We start from the raw sequence: 22,776 nt of genomic DNA, 5'->3' as shown, positions 1-22,776 counted from the left end.
AAGGCCTCGGTGAAGGAGGAGAAGCCGCTGCGCTCACCGTTGGGCTTGCACAGCCACGCCCCGGTGCACTCGTTGCGCACCCGGTAGCACCGGGCCTCGGTGTCCCAGCGGACACCGTAGCCGTGGAGACGGGGGGATTGGTCTTGGGCCATGGGAATGGAACTCTCTGCGATGGGAGTTTCACGTTCTGTTGCACATGGTGGCCCAGCGCCGCCTAGCATCGGAAGCGGCATGCGACTTGCCTGCGGGCATCTTGGAAGTTGAGGGACTGCCATGAACAAGAAGAAGATTGACCCGGAGTCCAGCCCCTGGGCCCCCTTCGGGATCCAGCTCCGCAACTTCCGCGAGGCCAGGGACATGGTGCTGGAGGATCTGGCCCCGCTCCTGGAGTGCTCCCCGTCGCACCTGTCCTACATCGAACTTGCGCACCGGCCCCCGAGTCGCAAGCTCGCGGAACTGGCGGACATCGCGCTCAACACCGGCGGCACCATGCTGCTGATGTGGTATCAGCTGAAAAATGCGGCGATCCTGGAGGGCTTCCCGGAATACGCGCGCTACGAGGCCCTTGCAGAAGAGATCAGGATCGTCGAGGTCAACGTCGTCAACGGGCTCCTGCAAACCCGGGCATACGCAACGGCCATCGAAATGGGCCATGCCCGGCAAACCGGCGGGTGTGAGAATCAGGCCGAGGAACGTATCGAGTTCAGGCTCAACCGTCAGAAGATCCTGGACCGGCCGAATCCACCTCTACTGCACGTGGTGCTGGACGAGAGCTGCCTGAGGCGGATCGTCGGCGGGCGGGACGTGATGGTTGAACAGCTGCTTCACCTTGAGGAGTTGTCGACTCGCCCCAATATCGTCATCCAGATCACGCCTTACTCCCTGGGCGAACACCGGGTGTTCACACACATGTCGGCCCTCCTTACCATGCCGAACCGCAAGCTTCTCGCTTACGGCGAGATTGAGCAGCGCGGCTACATCGATCGCGATACCAAGTCAACTGCCGCACTGGCCAAGAGCTACGATCGACTCGCGATCGAGGCCCTTGGTCAGGCCGAATCGCGAGCTTTCACCCGTGCGGCAAGGAGGGACTTGGAGTGGATGTCGACCTGACTGGCGCTTCCTGGCGGAAGAGTTCGTACAGCGGCGGGGGCGGCGGGCAGTGCATCGAGGTCGCCGACGGCATCGCCGACGCCATGCCGGTCCGCGACTCCAAGGACCCCTCCGGCCCCGCCCTGATCTTCGCCGCCACCGCCTGGCAGTCCTTCATCACCGCCGTCCGCACCGGCGAGTTCGACGCCCAGTAGGCCCGATCAGGAGAAAACCGCGATGGACACCACACAGATCACCACCTGGCGCAAGAGCTCGTACAGCGGCGCAAACGGCGGACAGTGCATCGAGGTCGCCGACGGCTTCGCCGACGCCATGCCCGTCCGCGACTCCAAGGACCCCTCCGGCCCCGCCCTCGTCTTCCCCGCTGACGCCTGGCAGTCCTTCATCACTGCCGTCCGCACCGGCGAGTTCGACGCCCAGTAGGCCCCGTTCGGGAGGAACCTGCGATGGACACCACGCACATCACCACCTGGCGCAAGAGCACGTACAGCGGCGGGCAGAACGGCTGCATCGAGGTCGCCGACGGCATCCCCGACGCCATGCCCGTCCGCGACTCCAAGGACCCCCACGGCCCCGCCCTCGTCTTCCCCGCCACCGCCTGGCAGTCCTTCATCACCGCGGTCCGCACCGGCGAGTTCGACGCCCGCTGACCGCAGCTCCGCCCCGGCGGAGGCACAGGAAGTCGGCCCCGCCGACTTCCTGCTCCCCCACCGTCCGCAGTCCGATCGTGACGGCCCGATCACTTGCCGCCCGTCGGCTCCTCCTCCTGACCCGTCAACCGCAGGACGGTTTGACCTCAAGGCCGCTTGAGGTTGAAGAATCCGGGACGTCGAAGTCGATGTCGTCCGAGCAGGAGAGTGATCAGCATGCGGACCGTGCAGGCAGTGCGTTTCGGGGGCCCGGAGGTTCTGGTTCCGAGCGAGGCGCCGGAGCCCGTCCCCGGGGCGGGGCAGGTGCTGGTCGACGTCGCCGTCGTGGGCATCACGTTCATCGAGACGCAGATCCGCCGGGGCGTCGACCAGTGGCACCCCAGGCCCGAACTGCCCTACATACCGGGCGGCATGGTGGCCGGCCGGGTGATCGCCGTCGGGGACGGCGTGGATCCGGGCTGGATCGGCCGCTCCGTGCTGGCCGACGCCGGATCGACGGGTGCCTTCGCCGAGCGGGCGGCGGCCGACGCGCAGAGCCTGATCCCGGTCCCCGACGGGCTGGGCCTGCGCGAGGCGGCGGCCCTGCACTCCGACGGCAGCACCGCGACGGGCCTGGTCGAGGGGGCCCGGATCGCCCCCGGACAGTGGGTGCTGGTCGAGGCGGCGGCCGGCGGACTCGGCAGCCTGCTGGTGCAGTTGGCGCGGTCCGCCGGGGCCAGGGTCATCGGGATCGCCCGCGGGGAACGCAAACTCGACCTGGTCCGCGACCTGGGCGCCGAGGCCGCCATCGACTACTCCGCCCCGGACTGGACCGAGCAGGTCCTGCGGGTGACCGGCGGCGCGGGCGTCGACATCGTCTTCGACGGCGTCGGCGGGGAGATCGGCCGCGCCGCCTTCGAGCTGACGGCCCGCCACGGCCGGTTCTCCGTGCACGGCGCCTCCAGCGGCCGGCTCACCGTGATCGAGCCCGAGGAGGCGCAGCGGCGCGGGGTGGAGGTGATCGGGGTGGAGCAGTTGTTCGGGTTCCGGGCGCGGATGCGTCCGTGGGCGGAGCAGGTGATGGCGCAGGCGGTCGCGGGCCGGGTGCGGCCGGTGGTCGGGCAGACGTTCCCGTTGGAGCGGGCGGCCGACGCGCATGCGGCGATCGAGGGGCGGAGTGCGCTGGGCAAGACGCTGCTCCTGGTCTGACCGCGGCCGAGGCAGGGTGGTGAATTCGGCTCTTGGCGTGTGTAGTTGACGGTCTGTCGCCCCTCGTACGGCCGGGGGGCGGCGGTTCCGCGTTCGTGCTGTCCGTGCCGGTCGCTTTCGGCCAATAGTGGTCAGCACCTGGTGCGGTGAGTGACCGTGCCGTTACGGTCGGCCACGAACCAGCCCCCCCCCGGACCGAGGCGGTACACCATGGCTGTGACCCCCCGTATCGACGTCTCCACCTCCCTGTCCACCACCAGCGGGACGGAGCTCACCCCGGAGGAACTCGCCGAAGTCGCGGCGACGATCGCCTCCGACATCTTCTTCGCCACCGACATCGGCCTGCCGGGCGTGCGCGTGCCCGACGCGACCTGGGAGCTGGCGGGCGGGCGGGCGAGCGGCACCGCGGCCGTCTACTACGGCAGCAGCCGCACCCACCTGGCGAAGCCGTTCCTGTTCGCCGACGGCTTCAACTACGGCCCCAGCGACCTGCCCGCCCTGTTCAACCACTTCAACGCCCCCTACGAGAGCGGGCGTCCCGGTTTCCTCGACCAGCTCCTGGCCCGCGGCCACGACGTCGTCCTGATCGGCTTCGACGAGCGCCACACCCACATCCAGCACAACGCCGAGGTCGTGATCCAGGCGATCCGGCGCGCCCTCGCCGAGCGCTTCGGCCAGGAGCCGCTGACCGTCGGCGGCGTCAGCATGGGCGGCATCATCACCCGCTACGCGCTCGCCAAGCTGGAGAGCGAGAACTTCGACCACGAGACCGCCACCTACCTGTCCTGGGACTCCCCCCACAACGGCGCCTGGATCCCGCTGATCCTCCAGCAGATGGCCTACTTCTTCGAGAAGCTCACACCCCCCGAGCCCGGACAGCCCTCCCAGGCCGACCTGATCCGCAGCCCCGCCGCCCAGCAGCTGCTCTGGGCCTGGGTGCCGGACGCCAAGTACTCGGGCGAGGTCGCCACCGCCAGCGACCTGCGCACCGACTTCGTACGCGAGCTCGCCGACCTCGGCAACTTCCCGCGCCGCCCGCGCCTGCTCGGCGTCGCCAACGGCCGCGGCGACGGCACCGGGCGCCCGCTGCCCGCCGGCGAGATCGCCTTCGACTGGCAGGCCCTGGTCGCCAGCGCCACCGCCCGCTTCCAGCCCGACCGCGGCGCCGGGCAGCGGATCGGCGGCATGCACGTCGGCCTGGAACTGCGCCGCTCCACCACCACCGAGGTCCCGGCCCTGGACGGGGTGCCCGGCGGCACCCTGGACTCCTTCGGCAAGGTCGCCGACGCCATCAAGGCGAAGATCAGCGAGGACCACCGCAGCGGCGCCTTCGTCCCCGCGGTCAGCGCCTCCGCTCTCGTCTACGACCCGATCGCCTGGGACGTCGACCCGAACCTCAACCTCCTCGACCAGGGCCCCGAGCGCTTCCACCTGGACGAGGTCGCCTTCGACACCGAGAACACCGAGCACAGCGCGGTCTCCGGCGTCCTCGCGGAATGGGTCCTCGACCAGCTGTCCTGACGACCCCGATCCCCGTGCCCCGGAACCGGCCGCCTGCGACGGCCGCCCGTGGGCCTCGCAGGCGGCCGGGCCTCGGAGTGGGAAGTCGGCCGGGCCGACTTCCTGCTCCGGCCACCGCTGCTGCGGGGTTCCTCATGCCGGGCGGGCGCCGGTGTGGTGGCGGCGGGTGCGCGGGGCGGTGAGGCGGGCGACGGTGCGGCGGGCGGCCTCGCGCCCGTCGGGGCGGGGCGCCGGCACCCGGGGGCCCGTCAGGTCCCCGGGGGTGAGCGACTTCGCGCCGACCCGGGTCCAGTCGGGGCGGCGGACGACGGCGACGTGCCCCTGCACGTGGGCCGCCTCGTCCTCCTCGTCGTCGTAGGGCGCCACTACGACCCGCAGGTCCTGGTGGTCCAGCCACTCCAGGGCGAGGACCTGGCGCCCCGAGCGGCCCCCGATCAGCGAGCGGACGGTGCCGCTCTCCAGGTGCACCAGCAGCAGCTCCCCCTCGAAGTGGTAGCCGCCGTCGTAGTCCCCGGTCCCCACGGCCAGCAGCGGGCGGGCCGGGTGGAAGGCCATCGCGTGCACGGGCCAGCCCGTGTCGGCCAGCAGACGGCGCCGGGGGCTTGCGCCGACGTCGAAGACGCCGACCCTGCCCTGCTCGTCGTCCCCGTGCGCACCGGCGACGGCGAGCAGGGCGCGCCGCTCGTCCGCGACGGCCAGAACGGGCTCGCCCAGCACGGCGAACGGGCCGTCGGGGCCGTCGGGGGTGTCTCGGGTGTCGGGGCCGGCGGGCGGCGGTGGCGTCATACCGGTGATCCTCGCAGGCGGCCGGACAGTGCCGCACCCCGCCCGAACTGCCCGTACGGGCACGCAGCGCTGCCCCCACGGCCCTTCCGCCGCACCGCACCGCCGGATGACCATGGAAGGCCAGCGGACACCCCGGGGGGACCAACCCATGCGCACACACGACGGCGAGCGGCAGCACGGCAGCCGCGAGGCGGCCGCCGACCGCACCCCCCGTACCGACCGCACCCCCGGCCCGGACCGCTCCCCCGGCCCCGTCCGCCCCGGGCAGGCGCCCGGCGCCCGGCTGCCCGGCGGGCGGCTGCTCGCCCTGCAGGCCGGGGCGGGCAACGCCGCCGTGGCCCGGATGGTGCAGCGCTCCACCGTCGACGGCGTGCCGCGCGGCGCGGGGCACCCGCCGGCCCAGGCCCAGGCCCAGGCGCAGGCGGCCCGCGCCGAGATGGAGGCCCGCCCCGCCACGGCCGGCGTGCTCCAGCGCACCGCCTCCGACGACCTGCCCGAGGCCGACGAGCCGTCACCGGCGGTCCCCGACCTGCCCGCCGCCCTGGTCACCCAGCTGGAACAGGCCAAGGCCGACACCGGGACCGGCGCGAAGGCCGTCCGCCAGGCGGCGCTGGACGCGCTGCTGCGCCACGTCCTGGACCAGCTGCCGCAGGCCGTCGCGGACGAGGGGAACCTCACCCTCGGCTACAAGCACTCCCGCCAGGGCGCGGGCAAGCCCATGGCCCTGACCAGCACCGGCACTTCGGGCGACAAGGTCACCATGTCGCTGTACCGCAACCTCTTCGACGACTACGGCCCCGCCGTCATCTACAGCACGCTGCGCCACGAGCTGATCCACGCCGCCCAGGCCATGCTGATGCCCGACGAGGCTGCCGCCGACGGCACGGACCCGCACATCTACATGGACGTGATCAGCGACATCGGGCAGGCGACCTTCGCCCTGCTCCAGCAGCCGATGCGCGAGATCGAGACCCACGTGTGGGAGCTGGAGCACGCGGGCCGCACCGGGATCGACGGCGGCTACCTCAAGGAGACCGTCGACTACCTCGTGCAGTACGCGGACGAGCTGTCCGCCAACCTCGCCAAGGCGGCCGTCACCGACCGGCACGTCGAGTACTGGAAGGCCTACCTGGAGAACTCGGTGACCGCGCTCGGACGGGCCGCCGCCACGCCCGCCGTCACCGGCCACGCCGACCAGGCCCTCGCCGGGCGCATCACCGGGGCGCAGGCCCGGCTGCGGGGCGCCGTCGACGCCAAGGAGCGGGCCGCCCCGGCGGGCGGGAAGCGGTCGGGGGGCACCGGGCGCGGCTCCACCGGCCGGAGCAAGCGGGGCAAGGGCGAGGAGGACTGACCGCGCGGGGGGTCAGTCACCGGCCGGCAGGGCGCCGGGTCAGTCGCCGGCCGCCGGCGCCTCGCGTCGGCCCCGCCGGCGGCGGGAGCGGCGCACGACGACCCGGCCGAAGCTCTTCCTCCCGATCAGCTCGATCCGCAGCCTGACCGGGGCGTGCGGGTCCGGGTCCTGGTGGCCCTTCACCTTGCAGAACTCCAGGGCCAGGGCGTAGGGGTCGACCACGACGCCCGGGCCGACGACCAGCGTCAGGGTGCCGCCCTGCATGTCGAGGTCGATCTCCAGGGTGTCGTGGGTGAGCACCGCCTGGGTGAAGTCCAGCTTCACGTGGCACCACTGCGCGGCGACCTCCAGGCGGCGCGGCAGCACCCAAGCGCCCACCCGCTCGGTCCTGGTGAAGTGCTGCTCGATCCGCAGGACGTCCCGGACCTGCGCCACCGCCCCGGTGGCCGAGACCGACACCGGCGGCAGGTCGGCGGTCAGCTCGGCCAGTTCGGCGACGGTACGGGCCGACAGCGCGGCCTCCACCCGCTCGTCCAGCTCCTCGGCGCTCAGCCGGCCCTCCCCCGCGGCCGCGCCCAGGACGGCGACCACGCGGTCCCGGTCGGCGTGCGAGGCGCGCAGCGCGGGCACGGCGGCGGCGGGCGGGGCGGCGGCGGGCCGCGGGGCCGGCGAGGTCTCTCCAGGCATGGTTGCGGTTCCCGTCCTGAGCTCGGCAGCAACTTACGCTATATCGCGATACGGTATATCGCGTTGTGCCGTCCCCGCCAGGTCCGGAGCCAGAACCCGGGCCGCGGGGGCCGGGGGCTGCGGGGTCGGGGGGTTGGGGGCCGCTGGTCGGGGTGGGTTCAGGAGCCGGCGGACTTGCGGAAGCGCTTGGCCAGGGCCGGGTCCGACTCCCACCACAGGCCGGCGCCTGCGCCCTCCTCCTCGGCGCTCCCGGCGCTCCCGGCGGGTCCGGTGTGCTCGTCGCCCGGTCCGGACGGGAGGAAGGAGTCGCCCACGGCCCGTACCCGGAACAGCAGTCCGGGGACGGCCCACAGCACCGCGGCCGTCAGCGCCATGACCGGGACCACGTAGGTCCAGGGGACCATCGCGAACGGGGCCAGCGCCGGCACCAGGACGGCGAATCCCAGGCCGGTGCCCCGGCCCGCGACCAGGAACTCCCGGTCCTCGCCGACCTGCACGCTCACCGTGTTGGAGCGGGTGAGGTCCCCGGTGGCCAGCCGCACGGCGTGGGTTCCGGCGGGCACCGGGAAGCGGGCGGTGTCGCCCTGTCTGACCGTGCCGACCCGCACCCCGTCGACCACCACGCCGAAGGTGTGCCTCGTCAGGCCGAACACCGGTGATTCGGCGTGCACGACGACGGTACCGGTCATCAGCAGTCCCCCAGGAGCGGTGATCATCAAGCGGAGCGCGCCCATGATAGGGGCCGCCCGCACCCCGCGGTACCTCAGCCCGGACGCCGCACGTCCTCGTAGCAGGGGGCGGTGCGCCCCCAGTCGTGGTAGCCGCGGATCCAGGCGGCGTGGGCGTCGGCGTAGCGGGCCAGTTCGGGTACGCGGCCGCCGAGGTCGCGCTCCAACTGCGGGAGGCAGGCGTGCAGTTGGAGGAAGGTCTCGACGGAGCGGCGGGCGGTGTCGCCGACCTCGCGCAGGGCCTCGGGGCGGGCGCGGCCCTGGTGGTGCATCAGGCTCAGGACGAGGTTGGGGCGCCCGCTCGCCTCGTCGCGTTCCAGGGCGTGGACCTCGTTCATGGCGATGATCGCGTCGCAGGCGGCGATCCGCATGCCCTCCAGGTGGCTGGAGCACCAGGCGGGCAGCGGGACCTCGTAGTGGCCGGTGCGCTCGGCGAGGGCGAGCAGCGGGCGCAGGCCGATCGTGCGGCGGCGGGCGCGCAGGTGGGCGGCGGGGTCGGGCAGGGCGCCGGGGATCCGGTCGGCGATCTTGGTGGGCCAGCCGGCCAGGTAGTCGACCCAGTCGTGGGCGGTGCGCCGGCGCCACTCCTGGGACATGCCGTGGCTCATCCGCTGCCAGCAGTCGGCGAAGGCGGCCACGACGGGGGCGGCCCCGGCGCCCGGGCGCGTCCCGTAGCGCAGGTGGTCCACCAGCTGCTGGCACAGGGCGACGGCGTCCTCGGTGCGGGCGGCGGCGCCGGCGCCGGGGCGGGCGGCGGGCCGGGCGGCGGGGTGGTTGTCGCCGTGGTCGTCGGTGTGGGCGCCGGCGTGGTTGTCGGTGTGGTGGTCGAGGTGGTCGTCGAGGAGGAAGAGCCAGCCGAGCAGGTCGAAGCAGAGGTCGAGGTCGGCGCCGGCGGCGTACGGGAAGCCGTACGCGGCGCTGTCGGCCACCCGCAGGCACTCGTAGCGGCGCAGCGCCTCCTCGCCGCGCAGCAGGCCCGATTCCCGTACCCAGGCCAGGTGGTGGCGGCGGGCCCGGGGCAGGTCGGGGCTGACCCGGCTCTCGAGGGGCACCGTGAACTCGACGTCCTGGGGCATACGCCTTCCGCTCTCCCGACCGGTTCGGGGCCTGACGGCCCGGGTGGGGACCGTCGGCGCCCCCGTGGACGGTCCGGGCCCAGCGTGGTGGACCCGGCGGCGGCTGCGGAAGAGCGCACGGGGGAGCACCCCCGGCGCACGGCGCGGCGGTGGCCGCCGGGTCCGGGCCCGCGCGCGGGCCGCCGTCCGCCCTGCGGGGGGCGGCGGGGCCCGACGGGCGTTCCCCGCCCGTGCGGGCGTTCGGCATTCGGCGGTCGGCGGACGGCGGACGGCGGACGGCGGTCGGTCGCCGGGCGGCGGGCGGGCGCGGGTCCGGACGGGCGCGGGTCCGGACGGTCGCGGGGCCGGACGGCCGCGGGTCCGGACGGCCGGTACAGGAGGTCACCCCCGTCGACCTCCTGTACGGGCGGGCCGGGCCCGCAGGCGGTCGCCGGGCGGGTCAGTCGGGGAGGTTGCCCTCGCCGCCCATGTTGGCGGTGATGCGGCGCAGCACGTTGATCGTGGTGACGAAGTCGGCCTCGTCGACGCCCTGGTGGGCCTGGAGGTGGACGCGGTGGTTGCGGTCGCGGGCGCGCAGGCGGGCGGCCTCGCCGTCGGGGGTGAGGGACATGGCGCCGGTGGCCGTGTCCTCCAGGAGCCAGCCGCGGGCGGTGAGGTCGTCGAAGACGGTGTCGAAGTCGGTGCCGAGGTCGTCGTAGCGGGCCAGCCGCTGGACCAGGGTGGTGCGGTTCCAGCGGCCGGGGGCGCCGGCGGCGTGGTTGAGTGTCCACCAGTGCGGCTGGGTGAGGTCCTCGACGGCGAGTTGCTCGCGCAGGGCGCCCACCACCCGGTGGAACACCTCGGCGCTCCAGGCGCCGATGGGCTGGGCGGCCAGGACTTCGTGCGGGTACTCCTTGAGCGTCACGGCGGTGCGCCCCCTTTTTTTCGGGTGGGTCGGGTCTTCGGGACGTGATCACCGTAGGAGCTCGAGTCGGCTTGAGGTCAAGCGGGTTCGCGCGGTCGTCCCGGGCCCGCTCCCCCGGGGCCGGTCGGAGGTTGGGGCGGTCGGGGGCTGCCGGGGCCGGTCGGGGTCAGCTGTTGAGGAAGCGCAGGGCGGCCAGGACGCGGCGGTTGGTGGCGTCGTCGCGGGGCAGGCGCAGTTTGTCGAAGACGGCGTTGGCGTGTTTCTCCACCGCGCTCCTGGAGATGAAGAGTTGCTGGGCGATGGCCGTGTTGGTGCGGCCCTGGGCCATCAGGGTGAGGACGGTGCGTTCGCGGTCGGTGAGGCGCTCGAGGTCGTCGGTGCGGCGGGTGCGGGCGAGCAGGCGGCGTACCACCTCGGGGTCGAGGACGGTGGCGCCGGTGCGGACCTGTTCGAGGGCGGTGAGGAATTCCTCGACGCGGGCGACGCGGTCCTTGAGGAGGTAGCCCACGCCCCGGGTGTCGGCGGCCAGCAGCTGGGCGGCGTAGCGCTGTTCGACGTACTGGGACAGGACGAGGACGCCGACCTGGGGGTGGTGCTCGCGCAGGTGCAGGGCGGCGCGCAGGCCCTCGTCGGTGTGGGTGGGGGGCATGCGGACGTCGACGACGGTGACGTCCGGGGGGTCGGCGGTGACGGCGGCCAGCAGGGCGTCGGCGTCGCCGACCTCGGCGATGACGTGGTGTCCTTCGTCGGCGAGCAGGCGGGCCAGGCCGGCGCGCAGCAGGGCGGAGTCCTCGGCGATGATCAGGCGCACGGCAGCTCCGCGGTGAGGTGGGTGGGCCCGCCGGGCGGGCTGTGGACGGTGAGGTGGCCGTCGAGTGCGCTGATGCGGCGGGCCAGGCCGGTCAGGCCGGCGCCGGCGGGGTCGGCGCCGCCGTGGCCGTCGTCGTGGACGGATACCCTTACGGTGCCGGGTTCCTGGTGGATCGTCACGTCGATGCGGGTGGCTTGGGCGTGTTTGGCGGCGTTGGTGAGGGCTTCGCGTACGGCGAAGTAGGCGGCGGTCTCGACGGCGGGGGTGGGGCGGTGGGTGAGGTCGCCGTGGATGGTGACGGGCACGGGTGAGCGTTCGGCGTCGACGGCGAGGGCTTCGCGCAGGCCGAGTTGGTCCAGGGAGGTGGGGTAGGCGCGCCAGGCGACCTGGCGCAGTTCCTCCAGGGCGTGTTCGGTCTCGGTCTGGGCCTGGTGGAAGAGGTCCTCGCTGTTGCGGCGGCGGGCGCGGCCCAGGAGCATGGCGACCACGATCAGGCGTTGTTGCAGTCCGTCGTGCAGGTCGCGTTCGATGCGGCGGCGTTCGGCGTCGACGGCTTCGAGGATGCCGGAGCGGGAGGCGGCGAGTTCGTCGATCCGTCGGCGCATCAGGGTGAGTTCGTCGGGGCCCAGGTGGCGGTGGAGCAGGCGTCGTTCGAGGTCGGCGACGGCGGCCAGGCCGGCCAGGTCGAGGAAGAGCAGCAGGGCGGCGGTGGTGAGGAGGTAGCCGGCGACGGGCCAGCTGGGGGCGATGCCGTCGGCGTCGTGGCCGGTCAGCCAGGCGGACAGGCCGGTGGCGGCGGTCCAGGCGCCGGCCGCCAGGAGGAGCAGGGCGCCGCCGCCGAGCAGGCCGACGGGGATTCGGCACCACAGGTAGGCGGTGGCGCGGCGCGGGTCGATCTCCTCGGCGGCCTCGGGTGCTTGCGCGCCGGCGGCCTCGGGTGCTTGCGCGCCGAGCAGGGCGGTGACCCTGCGCCGCTCGAGGTGGGCCAGGCGCAGCGGGAGCCGGGGGGTGCGGGTGAGGGCGGCGGCGGCCAGGGCGGCGGGGGCGGCGAGTGCGGTGAGGGTGCCGAGGGCGAGGCCGGCGGCGGCCGCCGCGGTGTGCCTCACACCCGGTGCCGGGCGCGGGCGCGGGGACGCGGGCGGGGGCGGGGGCGGGGGCGGCGGCGCAGGCGCACGGTGAACCAGCGGGCGGCGGCCAGGAGCGCGCCCGCCACGAGTGCCTTGGAGACCCATCCCCCGTACTCCTCCACCAGTGGCCAGTTGTCGCCGAGCCAGTATCCCAGCAGGACGAAGGCGGTGTTCCAGATCAGGCTGCCGAGGGCGGTCAGGGCGGTGAAGGCAGCGAAGGGCATGCGCTGGATGCCGGCGGGCAGGGAGATGAGGCTGCGCAGGACGGGGACCATGCGGGCGAGGAGGACGGCTTTGCGGCCGTGGCGGGCGAACCAGGCCTCGGCGCGGTCGATCTCGTGCGGGCGCACGAGGGGGATGCGGGTGGCCAGGGCGCGGGTGCGTTCGCGGCCCAGGAGGGCGCCGGCGGCGTAGACGATCCAGGAGCCGGCGACGGAGCCGGCGGTGGTCCAGGCGATGACGGCGAGCAGGCTCAACCGGCCCTGGCCGGCGGCGAATCCGGCCAGGGGCAGGACGATCTCGCTGGGGATGAACGGCAGGACGGTGTCGACGAGGTTGGTCAGGCCGGCGCCGGCGGCTCCGAGGGCGTCCATGACGTCGGCGGCCCATCCGGCAATGCCGCCGGCGGGTTCGGCGGCGGGGGCCGGGACGGCGGAGGCGAGCGCGGTGAGAGCGGCGGCGGAGGGGGTGGTGACGGTGGTGGCGGTGGCCAGGAGCGGGGTGGTGATCATGCGGTTCACGCTAGGCAGCGGCGCCGGCGGGCACCATGCGGTCCTCCGCCCGGTCCTGCTGTGGTTTTCCGCAGCCACCCGCCGGCCCGGGGGCGTCCTTCCGCGCGCCGGCGGGCGGGCGCCTGACGGTGCGTCGGGGGTGGCCGGCCGGCGGGGCGGGGGTAGGCGGTCTCGACGGCGGCGCGCGGGCGGGCCATCCTCGGTGGCGGACACACACCGCACAGCCCGTACAGCCCGTACAGCCCCGTACAGCGCGCACGGCCCGCACAGCCGTACGGCCCGTACAGCGCGCGCCGCACGACCTGCACGAACCGCACGAGCCCTCGAACCCGCGTGAAGGAGCCGTCGTGGACCACGAGTCGAACCGGCCGGCCGGGTGCCCGGTGGGGCACCGCCTCGTCCTGGACCCCACCGGGCGCTCCCGCGACGCCGAGAGCGAGCAGCTGTGCGCGCGCGGGAGCGCCACCCCGGTGGACATCCTCGGCGTGCCGGCCTGGTCGGTCGCCGACCCGCTGCTGCTGGAGGACCTGCTCAAGGACCCCCGGGTGTCCAAGGACCCGCTGCTGCACTGGCCGGACTTCGAACGCCTGGTGCCCGACTGGCCGCTGGCCCTGTGGGTGAGCGCCCGCAACATGTTCACCGCGCACGGCGCCGACCACCGCCGGCTGCGCCGGCTGACCGGCGCCGCGTTCAGCACCCGCCGGGTCACCGAACTCGCCCCCCGCATCGAGGAGTTGACCGACGAGCTGCTGGACGCCGTCGCCGCCACCCCGGCGGGCACCGCGGTGGACCTGCGCGAGCGCCTGGCCCACCCGCTGCCGATCCGGGTCATCGCCCACCTGCTCGGCCTGCCCGACACCCTGCGCGATCGCTTCCGCCACCACGTCGACCTGGTCTTCGACACCACCCTCACCCCGCACGAGGCCGCGGCCAACGCCACCGCGTTCTACGGCATGCTCGACCAGCTGATCGCCGCCAAACGGGCCCGGCCGGGCGAGGACCTGACCTCGGCCCTGATCGCCGTACGCGACACCGAGGGCGACGGCGGCGCACTCAGCGAGGAGGAACTGCGCGACACCCTGCTGCTGATCGTCTCGGCCGGCTACGAGACCACCGTCAACCTCATCGACAACGCCATCACGCTGCTGCTCACCCACCCCGGGCAACTGGACCTCGTGCGCGCGGGCAAGGCCGGCTGGGAGGACGTGGTCGAGGAGTCGCTGCGCCGCGACGCCCCGGTGGCGCACCTGCCGCTGCGCTACGCCGTCGAGGACATCGCACTGCCCGGCGGGGTGACGATCCGCCGGGGCGAGGCGATCCTGGCCGCCTACGCGGCCGCCGGGCGCCACCCCGCGCGCTACGGCACCGACGGGGCGGTGTTCGACGTGACGCGGCCGGTGAAGGACCACCTGGCCTTCGGACACGGCCCGCACTTCTGCCTGGGCGCGCCACTGGCCCGCCTGGAGGCGCGCACCGCGCTGCGGGCCCTGTTCGGACGCTTCCCCCGGCTGGCACTGCTGCCGGGGGCGCAGCTGGAACCGGTGGACTCGCTGATCTCCAACGGGCACCGGTCACTGCCGGTACTGCTGAGCCGGGACCGCTGAGGACGGGACCGCTGAGGACAGGACCGCTGAGGACAGGACCGCTGAGGACGGGACGGCTGACCCGGGACGGCTGAGGACGGGCAGCCGGGGCCGGGCGATCAGGGGCCGGGCGATCGGGCCCCCGGCTCACCGGCTCACCGGTTCACCGCCGGTCGGCGACGGTGCGGGCGAAGTCCGCGACGAAGGCGGTGATCAGGCGGGCGAACGCGGTGCGGTCGCTCTCGCTCCAGCCGGCCATCGCCTGGGCGAAGACCACGCGGCGCATCCGGTGGGCGGCCTCCACCTGGGCGCGCCCGGCGGGGGTGAGGGCGAGCAGGGTGCGGCGGGCGTCGCGCGGGTCGCTGCCGCGTTCCAGCCAGCCCTGCCCGACAGCGCGCAGCACCAGGCGGCTGGCCCGGGGCTGGTCGACACCGAGAGCGGTGGCGACGTCGGTGACGGCACACCGGCCGGGGTGGGCCTCGACGGCGTCCAGGACGCCGAACAGGGTGGGGTCGATCGCGCCGGCGTCCTCGGGCCGGGCGATGCGGCCCAGCGAACGGCGGGTCTGGCTGTGGCGGATGGCGACCATGGCCCGTTCGACAGCGGCGGCCGACGTGTCCTCGGCGGCGTTCGGGTCCTCGGCGGCGGACACGTTCTCGGCGGTGTCCGGCCCGAGTTCCTGGTGCTTCCTCTCCCGCTCAGACATGCATGCTAGGTTACAACTTTTGTCAAAGGACATGCATCAGGGGGGACCTGTTATGCCCGCAACCACCACACCCGCCACCACACCCGCCGCCACACCCGTCACCGCGCCCGCCGCCGCCGGCCTGCCCGACGGGCGCGGGCAGCGCCCTCTCGGGTACTGGCTGCGCCACGTCGACGACGCCCTCGAGCAGTCCATGGCGCGCCTGTTCGCCGCCGACGCGCTGAGCCGGCGCGACTGGCAGGTGCTCGACACCCTCTCCCGCGGGCCGGCGGACACCGCCGCGCTCGACGCGGCACTGGCCCCCTTCCTGCGCCCCGAGGAGGCGAGCGTGCGCCCGCACCTGGAGGGGCTCGCGTCCCGCGGCTGGGTCGTCCTGGACGCGGACGGCCGCGGCGCCCTGACCGAGCGGGGCCGCGCCGCCCACCGGCGCGCCGCCGCGCAGGCCGCCGGGCTGCGGGAACGGTTGACGGCCTGTCTGACGCCGCAGGAGCTCACCACCCTGATGACCCTGCTGGAGCGCCTGGCCGGGCACCCGGACACCCTCACCGAGGAACGGTGAGAGCGGCCGTGCGCCCACCGGCCCGCCCCGCACCGGGGTGCCGCGCAAAGGCCCGCCCCGCACCGGCCCGCCCCGCACCGGCCCGCCCCGCACCGGCCCGCACCGCACCGGCCCGCCCCGGGCCGGGGTGCCCCGGGCCGGGGTGCCCCGGGCCGGGGTGCCCCGCACCGGGGCGGGCGCCCTTGACCGCCCGTCGTGCGTGAGAGCCGCGACATCCCCACCGCCCGGCGCCTCCTGCCGGCGGGCACCGGCGCCCGCCGGGGCGATGCCCTGGTCGTCGGGGCCGCGTACGCCCGACCCCGGCTGCGCGGCCTCCACCCCTGGCCCTCCCACGGGACCCCGTACCTGCTGCACGAGGCGCCGCCGCGCGTCGGGGCCGGCGACATCGCGTCCATCGTCTGCTCCGGCCCGCCCTACCGGGTCCACGCCCCGGGCCACGAACGCCTGCCGGCCGAGACCGCCACCCCCGAGGAGGCCGTCGCCGCCCTGCCCGCCCACCTGCCCCCGACCGCCCCCTGACCCGCCCCCGGCCCGCCCCGCCCCCGTGATCACCGGCGCCCCCGGGGCGCCGGGGCGCCGGCCGTACGGTCCGTACCGACCTGTTGCGGCCCCACCATTGCGGGTTCCGCCGGCCCCACCGAAGCTCCGGGTTCGAGTGGCCCCGCCTGGCGGTCCCGGCGCTTCGACCGCCGGCGCGGATGCCCCGTCCGGCCGCCCGGCCGCCCGGCCGCACACGCCACTCGCCCGCACCGCCCGAGTCGTCCCAGCCGAGCTGCCGGCGGAGTTTCAGCTGCGCGGCTCGATCACCTGGCTCCGCAGCCTGAACCCCGCCCCATGACCACGGCTGTTCACGGGCCCTGGACCCGGCGGCCCGTGGCGGAGGCGAAGCCCAGCCAGGTGTGCCGGTTGCCCGCCCAGCACCAGCCGACCTTGGGGGCGTTGCGGCGCTCGCGGCCATCGCGCCCGGTGCCGTTGCTGATCCAGAGTGCCGGGGTGCGGGCGTCAAGGGCGCCGTTGGGCTTGCGCAGCCGGGAGCCGATGGTCATGAAGCAGTGGTTGCGTTCCAGGACGGCGGGTTGCTGCATCACCCAGTGGATGCCCTCGGTGAGCAGCAAGGGGGTGCGGGCCTTTGCCGTGAGGGCGGGCAGCGCCTCGTTGGGGCTCCAATTGGCCATCTGGTCGCCGCGGTTGAGGCCGGTGAGGAGGTAGAGCGGGGAGTCGGGCAGCGCGAGCGTGTCGAGCGGGGTGAACAGGTCGACGTCGGGCATGTCGGTGACGACGAAGCCCGCCTTGCCGTCGCGGCGCAGCAGCGGCGCGAGGGCGGAGGCAGGGGCCTTGTCCGGGTGGACGGCGAGTAGGGCGCTGTGACCGCCCGCAGGGGCATCGGCGGCCGCGGCGAAGGTACGGAGCTCGGTGGCGGACAGCCCGGCGCTCTCGTGCACCCCCAGCTCGATCAGTCGCTCGGCCTGCGCGCTCAGGGCCGGGAGTGCGGGGAGAACGGCGGTGATGGCGGACGTGGTTTCGGGCACGATGCTCCAGGGGTAGCGGCGTGGACGGGCCCGGGACAACGAGGCGGCCCGGCAGAACATTCCCGCCGCTGCCTGCGCCCCGTCCCGTGCTCACGACTGCGCACGCGCCCCAGCCGCCCCGTCCGGGTCCGCCGCGACGCCTTCGCGGACCAGGCCTGCCGCGGGGCGTCCCTTCGGCACCGGCAGAGCCCCGACGGCGGGGACCGGCGGTGGTCGCCCGGTGTCACCCGATCCAGGGGCGGGGCCGGTTGAGTCCGGGACTCTTGAAAGGTGCCTCACCGCGTCACCCGCCAAGGGCAGACGTGGGGCCGGCGCAATCCGCAACGGCGGGGCCCCAACAAGCCGGAAGAAACAGCCGTCCCCCGCCCCGCCGACAGCCGGTGGTCCTCGACCGCGACGACGGCCCCGGCCGGACAGCGAGCCCCGTTACCTTCTGTGTGGCCCTGAAACGGGGCTCCTGGCCTCCGGGTCCGGCATGACTGTGGCCCCCTGCCGATCGCATGACCCGGGGGGTGGTGTCACCGGGCCCGGAGCACCGTGTGAGCGCCGATGAGAGGCCTGACCGGCACCCGGCCGAGCACAACCCCCCGGCCGGGTGCCGGGTCTGCGTACCGTGGATGCGCGCGAACGGCGCCGACGGGCGAGGCCAGGACGGCGAACGCCCCCCGGGCGGGGTCCGGTGTTCGCCACCGGTGACATCGCGGTCGTCCTCGGCCTGGACGCCGGAAAGGGGCGACCGCCACGGCCACGGCCCGACCGCAGCGGGAAGGACCGTGTCCGACGAGCGGCCGCCCGACAGCGACCCGAAACAGCGGGCCGTCCTCGACAGGCCCGCTGCCGAGTCCGGCCAGGGTCCCGGTCACCGCCGACCGGCCGGCCCCGATCGGCGCCCTGCCGCTCGCGGTGGCGCGTGACGCCGGCAGCGAGGCCGCGCGAAGACCCGCACCCGGGCCCTCCTGCGCCTCGCCCGCCGACGCATCGGCGTCCTGATCTTGGGCGGGAGGATCGGGAGCCACTCGGGCAGTGAGATCGAGAGCCACTCCACCACCACGGAGGCCGGCATCCGATCGGCCGTCCTTGGTGTCCGGACGCAGCGGTCGGCTACTCCAGTCGGCTACTCCCATGGGCCCCGTGCCGGTGCGGCTCGCTCCGTGCCGCGGTGACCCCTCGGTTCCGGTTGGCGAAGGGGCGTGCCCCGTGGAGCTCGACGAACTCCGCTATCAGGCTCGCTTCCGCCTCCCCTGGATCCTGCCCAGGTGTCGGCCGCCAGGCGACGAGAAGGGCCACGGAGTCCCGCAACTGCCAGATGTAGCGTCCGCCCCAGTGACCCACTGCCTGGCCGGCTCCGTGCCGGCGATACTCGTCGAGCCGCTTGCGAAGGCCGCGCCGGCCGTCCTTGCCCGCCGACGCCTTGCCGACGTACACAACCGTGGCCCCGCCGACCCATGCCGCTGACAGCGCATCAACCGATACGGACGGATCGCGCCCTCGGAAGTGCCCTGCGGGACTACGGGACAGGAACTGCGCCTCGGACGTCGTGGAGCGGATCACCACGTAGATCCCGGCCTCCCCGGGGACACGGCTGTCGTCCAGTTCGCCGAAGGGCACGAACCCGCAGAAGCCACGCCCGGCCAAAGCCTCCTGCGTCAGCTCCGTTCCAGGAATCATGCGCCGCATGGTGACACACGGGCGACGACACCGGCAGGGCCCATCGGGCTCGGCAAGGGGACCCGCACACACACCACCGGCAAGTGGCAGCAACGGCACCAGCGATCCGAAGATCCAACGCACCGCCAGAGACCCTCACGAACACACAAGCCGCTCTCGAACCACTGCCCGAGCGGCTCTCGTTCAACCTGCCGGAAACAGGCGCCCTGCCCGCCACACTCCGCGACACCACCCCCCACGACAGGCGCCTCCCCCAGGACAGCACTGCCTGAACCGGCCCACAGCCAGGACGACCCGCATCGACACCCCGCCTCCTCGGCCCACACCGAAACCGCCGCGGCCGCCCGCCAAACAGCCGCCCCCGGATCCCGGGCGAACCGCCCGCGCACCGCCGGGACACCCGGCACACCGCCCGGCCCCGCCAGCACGCCCCGCACCGCGGTCCCCATCCGGACGGCACGACTGTCACCGGCCCCGGCAACCGCGAGAGCGACAAGCCTCACCACGGCCACCGCCCCCACCCGCGCCACCGCCTTCACCGCCCGCCCGGCCACCGCCGCGCCCGCCGCGCCCCGGGGCCCGTAGCACCTCCCGGCGCCCGCGGCCCGGCGGCACGCCCCTGTCGGATGTCAGGGACCGCCGGCCGGTGCGCGTTCCTACGCTGACGAGCACTGGCCCCCGCCCGGAACGCGGGGGCCGCTCCACCAGCGAGGGAGAACCCCATGCGAAGGATCACCCGTGCCCTGGCCGCCGTCGGGATCGCGGCCGCCGCGCTGACCGCCGTGGGCACCGGCGGCGCCGGCGCCGCCGTCACCGGCGACTGGGCGGGCTGCCCGTCCGGCGCCGTGTGCCTCTACCCGCAGAACCAGAACCCGGCCTCCTCCCCCAGCGCCGTGTACTGGAGCTACGGCGCCCACAACCTCAGCGGCCAGTACGGCAACCACTGGGTGCTGAACAACCAGACCGGCGGCGCCCACGCCCACCTGTGCCGGGGCTACGGCGGCACCGACTGCGTGTACGACATCCCCGCCCAGAACGGCGTCTACTACGACCTCGGCCCGATCAACTCCATCACCCTCGACCGCCCCTGACGAACAACCACCCCTGACGAACGGCCGCCCCTGACGGACGGCCGTCCTCAGGCCGGGGTGCCCGCCGCACCGGGGGAAACGGCGGGCACCCCACCGCCACCCCCCGACCACCCCCGACAGACAGCCACCCACAGGCCGGGCGCGCCCGCCGCACCCGAAGAACAGCGGGCACCCCACCGCCGACCCCCGACCACCCCCGACAGACAGCCACCCACAGGCCGGGCGCGCCCGCCACGTCGGGGGAACGGCGGGCACCCCACCGCCGACCCCCGACCACCCCTGACGGACAGCCACCCCTGGGCCGGGGTGCCCGCCGCGCCCGGGGAACGACCGCCCCCGGGCCGGGGCGCCCGCCGCACCGGGGGTGCCCCTATGTGTTTGGCAAGCGGGTCGAGGCTGTTCCTCAGCTGCCCATGGTCGGCTCAGGGCCGGTGTAGGCGTAGATCCAGCCGGCTCGGGTGTCGGCGGAGCGGACCGCTTCGTAGGCGTGCCGGGTCGGGCCGGCCGGGCCACCGGATGCCCGTATACGCGCGGGTGGTGTCCCGTCCTGGCCGAGGAGCACGATCTTGGTACGGCCGTCGAACGGGCCACCGGCGACCTTGATGCCGACGGTGTTGTTGACCACCTCGCCGGCGAGCCAGCGGCCGATGGTCGTCAGGTGCTCAGAGTTCTCGGCGTCCATGGGCAGAGCGGATCACGGCTGCTTCCAGCGGGCAAGAGGTGGTGTCACGTCGAGGCCGCAGGTCTGGATTCGTAGAAGGTGCCGTCGCGGAGCACGGCGAACAGGACGTCCACCCGGCGTCTGGCCAGGCAGAGAAGAGCCTGGGTGGCCCCGGCAGCCGGCGTCCCGGGCCACTGCCAGAGGCAGAGCGCCGATGGAGGCCGGCTCGTCGACGACGACCAGGACCGTGCCGTGCTTGGCGGTGAGCTTGTCCGGCACGGCCCGCGTCATGAGTTCGCTGTTCGGCAGCCGCTTGTCGAAAACGCGCTTACCGGCCGCGGTCACGGCGGTGCCGTGGTGTTCGCCCTTGCCGACGCCCCGGGCCGAGGAAGACGTCCACATCGCCGGTGTCGATCACGCTGATCCCTCACGAGGTCGTGCTGTCCCGACCTCGCTGACGTGGCATCAGTCGCCGGCCTCCACGTTACGAAGAGCCCCCCAGCGAGCTGGTGGTGGTCCTGCCCCTATCAGCGGTCTACCGATGCCTCCGGCCCGGCGACACCACCCCCCGGATCATGCGAACTACAGGGGGACAGTCATGCCAAGCCGGAGGCCGGGAGCCCCCTTGCGGGGCCACGAAGACGGTAACCGGGGGGAACGGCAGGCACCCCGCTGCCATCCCCCGACCACCCCCGACAAACAGCCACCCACAAGCCGGGGTGCCCGCCACGTCGGGGGAACGGCGGGCACCCCACTGTCCTGCGCCCAGCGCGCCCAGCGCGGGACGAAGCCGGCCCCGGAGCGCTCCACCCGGGCCGCGCCGGGCCCGGCGAAGTACGCGGGGACGACCAACTCCCGCCGCTCCGCGGCCTGCCGGAGGATCCGGCGACGCCCCGCGGCGGCCCGGGCCGGATCCAGGCAGAAACAGCTGCCGCAGGCCGGGTGGGCGAGCTGAACCGGCAAGTGCAGCAGGTCCCGACGAAGACGGCGCTCCCACCCGCCGACTCCAGACCCAGGACGCACGAGCCGGAGGTGTGACCGGGAGCCTGTTCGAGGACAAGGCCCGCACCGACGACGCGGGTGCCGCCCCAGGCGGCGCCCTGTCCGGCGGCCGGCACAGGGGCGACACCGTCGGCGAAGACCTGGTCCCACTGCGCCCACACCGCGGGATCCACACCGCCCCCGGTACGGGCGGGATGAGCGGCGGCAGGGTCGAAGAACGCGAGGCCGTCAGCGGGCACGTGGCAGACGGCGTCGGGGAACGCCGACACCCACCGCCCCTCCCGCTCACGAATGTTCCAGCCCACGTGGTCGACGTGCAGGTGAGTGTTGACAACGATGTCGACGTCCCCGGGCCGGACACCGGCCTCGGCGAGCAACGCCAGGAAACGACCCCTACGACGATGGAACATCACACGCCCCGGGCGCTCACGGCCAATCACCCACACCCGTGTCGACCAGCACGGCACGCCCACCGGTACGCACCACCCAGGCCTGCATGGCGCCCAGGTAGAAGCCGTCCACGGGGTCGAAGTGGTCCGCGCCGACGCGCCGCCAAGCCGAGTCGGAGACCCCGGGCACGATCCGGGCAGCCGGAGCGAAAGGCCCCTGCCACTCCAGAATCCGGATGATCTGCGCATCCCCGATGTCGATCCGTTCCATGACCGGCCCTCCCGATACGTCAACTGCCTGCCGCCAGGCGCCTGTTGCTGCCGCCAGCCGCCTGCTGCTGTCGGCTGTCTGCATGTCTGCTGTCTGCTGTCTGGTGTCTGGTGTCTTCGGGTCGACGCTACGGAGACCGGGGTGAGCGGCTCAGTGCTCCATCGGCTTGCCTGGATACGCGATCGGCTCATCAACCGGCCCGCCCACTATCCTGGGCGGCCACGGACCTGGTCAGTGACGCGATCGCCGCGGTCCGGGTGGGCCGCCCCTCCTACGAACGGCTGCGAGTGACGGGACCCTGGGGAGTGCGGATCCCGGGATACGCGGGAGCACAATTCCACGTGGTGCTGTCCGGCTCGTGCCGACTACTGACCGAGGACGGCGAACCACTGCTCCTGGAGCAGGGGGACGCAGTACTGCTGCCCCACGAAGCCGCCCACACCCTCTCCGACCGCGAACTGACACACCATCAGGCCAGAGCACTGCCCGAACTGCACACCGCCCTGACAGCCCTCCCCCGCCCGCAGAAGGACAACCCGGGCACAGGCGAGGGCAAGGGCAAGGGCACAGGCGAGTGCACGGGCCAGGGCCGGGGCACGGGCCGGGGCGGGGGCGAGGGTGCGGGCCGGGGCAAGGATGCGGGC

The 22,776-nt window shown here is 74.2% G+C and carries 26 protein-coding genes and 1 pseudogene; 12 read left to right on the top strand and 15 right to left on the bottom strand.

The genetic code is table 11. The features are described 5' to 3' along the window. Positions 1-273: 273 nt before the first annotated feature. The 6 genes from ACZ4W5_RS32085 to ACZ4W5_RS32060 all read left to right on the top strand — a co-directional run bounded on the left by ACZ4W5_RS32085 (position 274) and on the right by ACZ4W5_RS32060 (position 4,472). On the top strand, positions 274-1,113 hold the full coding sequence (locus ACZ4W5_RS32085; protein WP_360232308.1) for a helix-turn-helix domain-containing protein: 840 nt from the start codon (positions 274-276) through the stop codon (positions 1,111-1,113). After that, positions 1,098-1,307 carry a DUF397 domain-containing protein gene (locus ACZ4W5_RS32080; RefSeq protein WP_465658506.1) on the top strand — a complete coding sequence of 70 codons (210 nt, stop codon included), beginning with the start codon at positions 1,098-1,100 and terminating at the stop codon, positions 1,305-1,307. The genes ACZ4W5_RS32085 and ACZ4W5_RS32080 overlap by 16 nt, the downstream gene beginning before the upstream one ends. 22 nt (positions 1,308-1,329) lie before the next feature. Then, positions 1,330-1,536, top strand: a complete 207-nt coding sequence (locus tag ACZ4W5_RS32075) for a DUF397 domain-containing protein (protein ID WP_465658504.1) — start codon at positions 1,330-1,332, stop codon at positions 1,534-1,536. A 23-nt stretch (positions 1,537-1,559) separates the two neighbouring features. After that, positions 1,560-1,763, top strand: coding sequence for a DUF397 domain-containing protein (locus ACZ4W5_RS32070; RefSeq protein ID WP_465658503.1), 204 nt, complete (start codon positions 1,560-1,562; stop codon positions 1,761-1,763). Between the two features lie 216 nt (positions 1,764-1,979). Next, on the top strand, positions 1,980-2,951 hold the full coding sequence (locus tag ACZ4W5_RS32065) for a zinc-binding dehydrogenase (RefSeq protein ID WP_465658501.1): 972 nt from the start codon (positions 1,980-1,982) through the stop codon (positions 2,949-2,951). 210 nt (positions 2,952-3,161) lie between these two features. After that, positions 3,162-4,472: an alpha/beta hydrolase gene (locus tag ACZ4W5_RS32060; RefSeq protein WP_360232320.1), complete on the top strand. Its 1,311-nt coding sequence runs from the start codon at positions 3,162-3,164 to the stop codon at positions 4,470-4,472. 132 nt (positions 4,473-4,604) lie between these two features. On the opposite strand, the gene ACZ4W5_RS32055 is transcribed toward ACZ4W5_RS32060, so the two are convergent. Continuing rightward, positions 4,605-5,258 carry a hypothetical protein gene (locus ACZ4W5_RS32055; RefSeq protein WP_360232323.1) on the bottom strand — a complete coding sequence of 218 codons (654 nt, stop codon included), beginning with the start codon at positions 5,256-5,258 and terminating at the stop codon, positions 4,605-4,607. A gap of 148 nt (positions 5,259-5,406) precedes the next feature. Between ACZ4W5_RS32055 and ACZ4W5_RS32050 the strand changes: the two genes are divergently transcribed. After that, a complete protein-coding gene (locus ACZ4W5_RS32050; protein WP_360232326.1) occupies positions 5,407-6,609 on the top strand; it encodes a hypothetical protein in 1,203 nt (400 codons plus the stop codon). 39 nt (positions 6,610-6,648) lie between these two features. Here ACZ4W5_RS32050 and ACZ4W5_RS32045 read toward each other — a convergent pair whose 3' ends face one another. From ACZ4W5_RS32045 to ACZ4W5_RS32015, 7 genes are all read right to left on the bottom strand, one after another. Beyond that, a complete protein-coding gene (locus tag ACZ4W5_RS32045; RefSeq protein WP_360232329.1) occupies positions 6,649-7,296 on the bottom strand; it encodes a DUF1707 SHOCT-like domain-containing protein in 648 nt (215 codons plus the stop codon). A gap of 158 nt (positions 7,297-7,454) precedes the next feature. Next, entirely contained in the window at positions 7,455-7,985 is a 531-nt protein-coding gene (locus tag ACZ4W5_RS32040; RefSeq protein ID WP_465658498.1) for a hypothetical protein, read from the bottom strand. A 74-nt stretch (positions 7,986-8,059) separates the two neighbouring features. After that, positions 8,060-9,100: a terpene synthase family protein gene (locus ACZ4W5_RS32035; protein WP_465658496.1), complete on the bottom strand. Its 1,041-nt coding sequence runs from the start codon at positions 9,098-9,100 to the stop codon at positions 8,060-8,062. A 439-nt stretch (positions 9,101-9,539) separates the two neighbouring features. Then, the gene (locus ACZ4W5_RS32030; RefSeq protein ID WP_402491657.1) at positions 9,540-10,004 is read right to left on the bottom strand and encodes a MarR family transcriptional regulator; all 465 of its coding nucleotides are present in this window, start codon (positions 10,002-10,004) and stop codon (positions 9,540-9,542) included. A 166-nt stretch (positions 10,005-10,170) separates the two neighbouring features. Beyond that, positions 10,171-10,815 carry a response regulator transcription factor gene (locus ACZ4W5_RS32025; protein ID WP_465658494.1) on the bottom strand — a complete coding sequence of 215 codons (645 nt, stop codon included), beginning with the start codon at positions 10,813-10,815 and terminating at the stop codon, positions 10,171-10,173. Beyond that, positions 10,806-11,921: a sensor histidine kinase gene (locus ACZ4W5_RS32020; protein ID WP_465658493.1), complete on the bottom strand. Its 1,116-nt coding sequence runs from the start codon at positions 11,919-11,921 to the stop codon at positions 10,806-10,808. The genes ACZ4W5_RS32025 and ACZ4W5_RS32020 overlap by 10 nt, the downstream gene beginning before the upstream one ends. Next, a complete protein-coding gene (locus ACZ4W5_RS32015; protein ID WP_465658492.1) occupies positions 11,918-12,673 on the bottom strand; it encodes a DedA family protein in 756 nt (251 codons plus the stop codon). Before ACZ4W5_RS32015 ends, ACZ4W5_RS32020 begins: the two co-directional genes overlap by 4 nt. Positions 12,674-13,020: 347 nt before the next feature. On the opposite strand from ACZ4W5_RS32015, the gene ACZ4W5_RS32010 reads away from it, so the two are divergent. Beyond that, positions 13,021-14,277, top strand: a complete 1,257-nt coding sequence (locus tag ACZ4W5_RS32010; protein ID WP_465658490.1) for a cytochrome P450 family protein — start codon at positions 13,021-13,023, stop codon at positions 14,275-14,277. A gap of 142 nt (positions 14,278-14,419) precedes the next feature. On the opposite strand, the gene ACZ4W5_RS32005 is transcribed toward ACZ4W5_RS32010, so the two are convergent. Next, positions 14,420-14,962, bottom strand: a complete 543-nt coding sequence (locus ACZ4W5_RS32005) for a MarR family winged helix-turn-helix transcriptional regulator (RefSeq protein WP_465658488.1) — start codon at positions 14,960-14,962, stop codon at positions 14,420-14,422. A 52-nt stretch (positions 14,963-15,014) separates the two neighbouring features. On the opposite strand from ACZ4W5_RS32005, the gene ACZ4W5_RS32000 reads away from it, so the two are divergent. Together ACZ4W5_RS32000 and ACZ4W5_RS31995 are read left to right on the top strand one after the other, a co-directional pair. After that, positions 15,015-15,521, top strand: a complete 507-nt coding sequence (locus ACZ4W5_RS32000) for a hypothetical protein (protein ID WP_465658486.1) — start codon at positions 15,015-15,017, stop codon at positions 15,519-15,521. A 195-nt stretch (positions 15,522-15,716) separates the two neighbouring features. After that, positions 15,717-16,040, top strand: coding sequence for a DUF6193 family natural product biosynthesis protein (locus ACZ4W5_RS31995; protein WP_465658484.1), 324 nt, complete (start codon positions 15,717-15,719; stop codon positions 16,038-16,040). Positions 16,041-16,369: 329 nt separating this feature from the next. On the opposite strand, the gene ACZ4W5_RS31990 is transcribed toward ACZ4W5_RS31995, so the two are convergent. Together ACZ4W5_RS31990 and ACZ4W5_RS31985 are read right to left on the bottom strand one after the other, a co-directional pair. After that, complete coding sequence (locus ACZ4W5_RS31990; protein WP_465658483.1) at positions 16,370-17,050, bottom strand: DUF5701 family protein; 681 nt, start codon at positions 17,048-17,050, stop codon at positions 16,370-16,372. Between the two features lie 1,101 nt (positions 17,051-18,151). Then, positions 18,152-18,718, bottom strand: coding sequence for a hypothetical protein (locus tag ACZ4W5_RS31985; protein ID WP_465658482.1), 567 nt, complete (start codon positions 18,716-18,718; stop codon positions 18,152-18,154). A 722-nt stretch (positions 18,719-19,440) separates the two neighbouring features. On the opposite strand from ACZ4W5_RS31985, the gene ACZ4W5_RS31980 reads away from it, so the two are divergent. Beyond that, positions 19,441-19,809 carry a hypothetical protein gene (locus ACZ4W5_RS31980; RefSeq protein WP_465658480.1) on the top strand — a complete coding sequence of 123 codons (369 nt, stop codon included), beginning with the start codon at positions 19,441-19,443 and terminating at the stop codon, positions 19,807-19,809. Between the two features lie 403 nt (positions 19,810-20,212). Here the strand turns inward: ACZ4W5_RS31980 and ACZ4W5_RS31975 are convergent, their stop codons facing one another. The 4 genes and pseudogenes from ACZ4W5_RS31975 to ACZ4W5_RS31960 form a co-directional block, all read right to left on the bottom strand. Continuing rightward, on the bottom strand, positions 20,213-20,491 hold the full coding sequence (locus ACZ4W5_RS31975; protein WP_465658478.1) for a hypothetical protein: 279 nt from the start codon (positions 20,489-20,491) through the stop codon (positions 20,213-20,215). 150 nt (positions 20,492-20,641) lie between these two features. Further along, positions 20,642-20,888 (bottom strand): annotated as a pseudogene (locus tag ACZ4W5_RS31970) (IS110 family transposase); the annotation flags it as partial. 178 nt (positions 20,889-21,066) lie between these two features. Beyond that, positions 21,067-21,882: an MBL fold metallo-hydrolase gene (locus tag ACZ4W5_RS31965; protein WP_465658476.1), complete on the bottom strand. Its 816-nt coding sequence runs from the start codon at positions 21,880-21,882 to the stop codon at positions 21,067-21,069. 16 nt (positions 21,883-21,898) lie between these two features. Beyond that, positions 21,899-22,132 (bottom strand): hypothetical protein, encoded by a 234-nt coding sequence (locus ACZ4W5_RS31960; protein WP_465658475.1) that lies wholly within the window; start codon positions 22,130-22,132, stop codon positions 21,899-21,901. 170 nt (positions 22,133-22,302) lie between these two features. On the opposite strand from ACZ4W5_RS31960, the gene ACZ4W5_RS31955 reads away from it, so the two are divergent. Continuing rightward, on the top strand, positions 22,303-22,776 hold a 474-nt coding region (locus tag ACZ4W5_RS31955), incomplete at its 3' end, for a cupin domain-containing protein (RefSeq protein ID WP_465658511.1).

The organism is Kitasatospora sp. NPDC029367 (genome assembly GCF_055569135.1).
This window is presented reverse-complemented; position numbering and strand designations above follow the sequence as displayed.